Genomic DNA, 2,565 nt, shown 5'->3' with positions numbered 1-2,565 from the left:
GGAATTTGAATCTGTTATATCATAAACTCCATCTGCAAAATAAGCAGTATCCCCATAATTTATCCTATCTGATTTATAATACTTATAAGGATTCGATTTTGAACCATCACCATCATTAGCGGCAGATGCATCAAAATAAACATTAGAAGCAGATGATGAATCGATAGCCAGCACATTTGTATTATTTTCATCACTGCTAATTACTGGAAGCTCCTGTGCTTCCAAATCACTTTGACTAATTGTATCATTCATCACATCATTTGCAAAAACACATGAAAATGTAAATAACATGCATGTTATTATGCAAACAAGCAACAAAATCTGTTTATATTTCATTATAAAAACACCACAATTTTTGAAATAATTTTTCTCAATTTTTATATGATACTATATATGTATATTATCTAATATAATACTTTACTAAAATATTGCCCTTTTTGGTAAAAATAGCAATAATCAGTCAAAAAAAGTGAAAATAACAACAAAATCAAATTGTTATGAACTAAAAAAAATAGTCATTTAAAAAAAAAGAGTAGAAGTTATGAGGTCGCCTCATCAACTTCTTCAAAGTCCACTTTTTCACCAAGTATTTTCAGTCCGACAATCATTACAACAATACCCCCCGGAATGCAGACAAACCATGGCACTCCGAGTGCTGCTGGGATGTAACCTATAAATATTGAAATAATTGCAACGAAAACTGCATAGTAGATTTGTGTTTGAACGTGATTAATGTGGTTACAGCTTGTTCCCATTGAAGAGAGAATTGTTGTATCTGAAATCGGTGAACAGTGGTCTCCGAAAATTGCTCCGGTAAGCACTCCACTTGTACATACGATTGTGAAGTTCATGTCCCCTGTACTTACAGCCCATCCCAGTGGAATGGCCAAAGGCATGAGGATACTCATTGTACCATATGCTGTACCGGTTGCAAATGATATCAATGCACCCAATATAAAGACCAGTGCAGGCACGATAAACAGAGGTATTGATCCGCTCAATACTCCGACAAGATAATCCGCAGTACCTACTTCTCCAATTACTCCTCCAAGGGACCATGCAAGAAGCAGGATTACGCCTGTGATAACAATGGTTTTCATACCACCAATCCATTCGGAGATTGCATCTTCAATTGAGAGTATTTGCTCTCCTACTGCCATCACAATAGCTACGATTGAAGCAAGAAGCGCTGCCTGGAAAAGTGCTACGGATGCATCAGATGCTGAAAGGGCTTCAAAGATACCTTGGAATGATAAAGGAGCTGTTTTCATTAATGTAATTAATGCCTGATCTTCACCACCTAAAATAGCAGTGTATCCACTCCAGTAAAATGCCATGAGTGCTCCGATAATAAGTGTTGCGATTGGTATTATCGCATTCCAAACGGAGAGTTTAATTCCTTCAACAGGTTTAACTTCATCAAAACCAGGTGCCTCTGAGACTTGTTGTATTTCTGTTCTGTTACGTGCTTCCTGTTCAGCCTTTTTCATAGGACCGAATTCATATAATGTTAATGCGGAAATCACGATGAATATTAAGATGAATATATTATAAAATCTGTATGGAATGGTTTGTAAAAATATTCCAAAACCGGTTACATTAGTTGCACCGACAGACTTGAATCCTGCAGCGATTAAACTGATTTCCAATCCAATCCAGGTTGAAATGATTGCAATTCCAGCTACAGGCGCTGCAGTTGCATCCACTACAAATGCGAGTTTTTCTCTGGATACTTTAAGTTTGTCCATAACAGGCCTCATAATCGGACCTACAATCAAAGAGTTTGCATAATCATCAAAGAATACGCATAATCCTAAAAGCCAAGTAAACAATTGAGCTTTTCTAGGGGTATTAGCTCTTTTAGCAAATGCATCTGCCAATGCCCTTGCTCCACCCATTTTGGTAATCAATTGAATTACCCCACCAATGAGTAAACACTGAAGGATAATACCTGCATTCCATGGGTCTGCCATACAGGAAATGACCTGAGAACCCAATTGAAGAAATGCGTTGATTATTGTGGAGATAATGTTTAAATCATTTACACACAACATGAATTCCCCTACAAACACACCTAAAAACAAAGACAATATTGTTTCCTTTGTAATGAATGCCAAACCGATAGCTACAAGAGGAGGCAGCAGTGTCAATATACCGAACCTCACTGCATTATCCTCATTGGCAGGTAAGGAGGAAATCCATAGTGATAATGCAAAAAGAGCTATTAAAGAAACAGCTACAATAATACCTATTTTCATTTTTCTTTCCATAATCACACCATTTTCCTAAACTTTTTAATAATTCATGAATTTATTAGTATAGTTTTTTTAACAACTTTTAAAAAATAATTTATTTTTTTAAACACACTTATATCGACTAAAAGCTGTTAAAACATCAATTGACTGAATTATAGGTACTATTTTGTCTTTTTTACTATAAATATTATATTTATTTAATTGTAAAATTATACCCAATGATTATATAGTTTAAATTAAATAACATTAAGCAGGTGAAATAATAATGAAAAAACTTTATGCATTACTGGTAATTTTGATAATTGCATAC

Annotated in this window: 2 protein-coding genes; both read right to left on the bottom strand. The window is 34.8% G+C overall.

The genetic code is table 11. From position 1 onward, the window contains the following. Window positions 1-336: hypothetical protein (locus ACJMLH_RS00305; protein ID WP_405273978.1), on the bottom strand; the 336-nt coding region annotated here is incomplete at its 3' end. Window positions 337-539: 203 nt separating this feature from the next. After that, a complete protein-coding gene (locus ACJMLH_RS00300; RefSeq protein WP_405273977.1) occupies window positions 540-2,270 on the bottom strand; it encodes a Na+/H+ antiporter NhaC family protein in 1,731 nt (576 codons plus the stop codon). Between the last annotated feature and the right edge of the window lie 295 nt (window positions 2,271-2,565).

Origin of the sequence: Methanobrevibacter sp. (genome assembly GCF_045116495.1) — an archaeon.
Classification (GTDB): domain Archaea; phylum Methanobacteriota; class Methanobacteria; order Methanobacteriales; family Methanobacteriaceae; genus Methanocatella.
This window is presented reverse-complemented; position numbering and strand designations above follow the sequence as displayed.

Bases quoted from the DNA above. Each gene is read 5' to 3' on its own strand.
- ACJMLH_RS00300 (WP_405273977.1), bottom strand. From the start codon at position 2,270: ATGGAAAGAAAAATGAAAATAGGTATTATTGTAGCTGTTTCTTTAATA.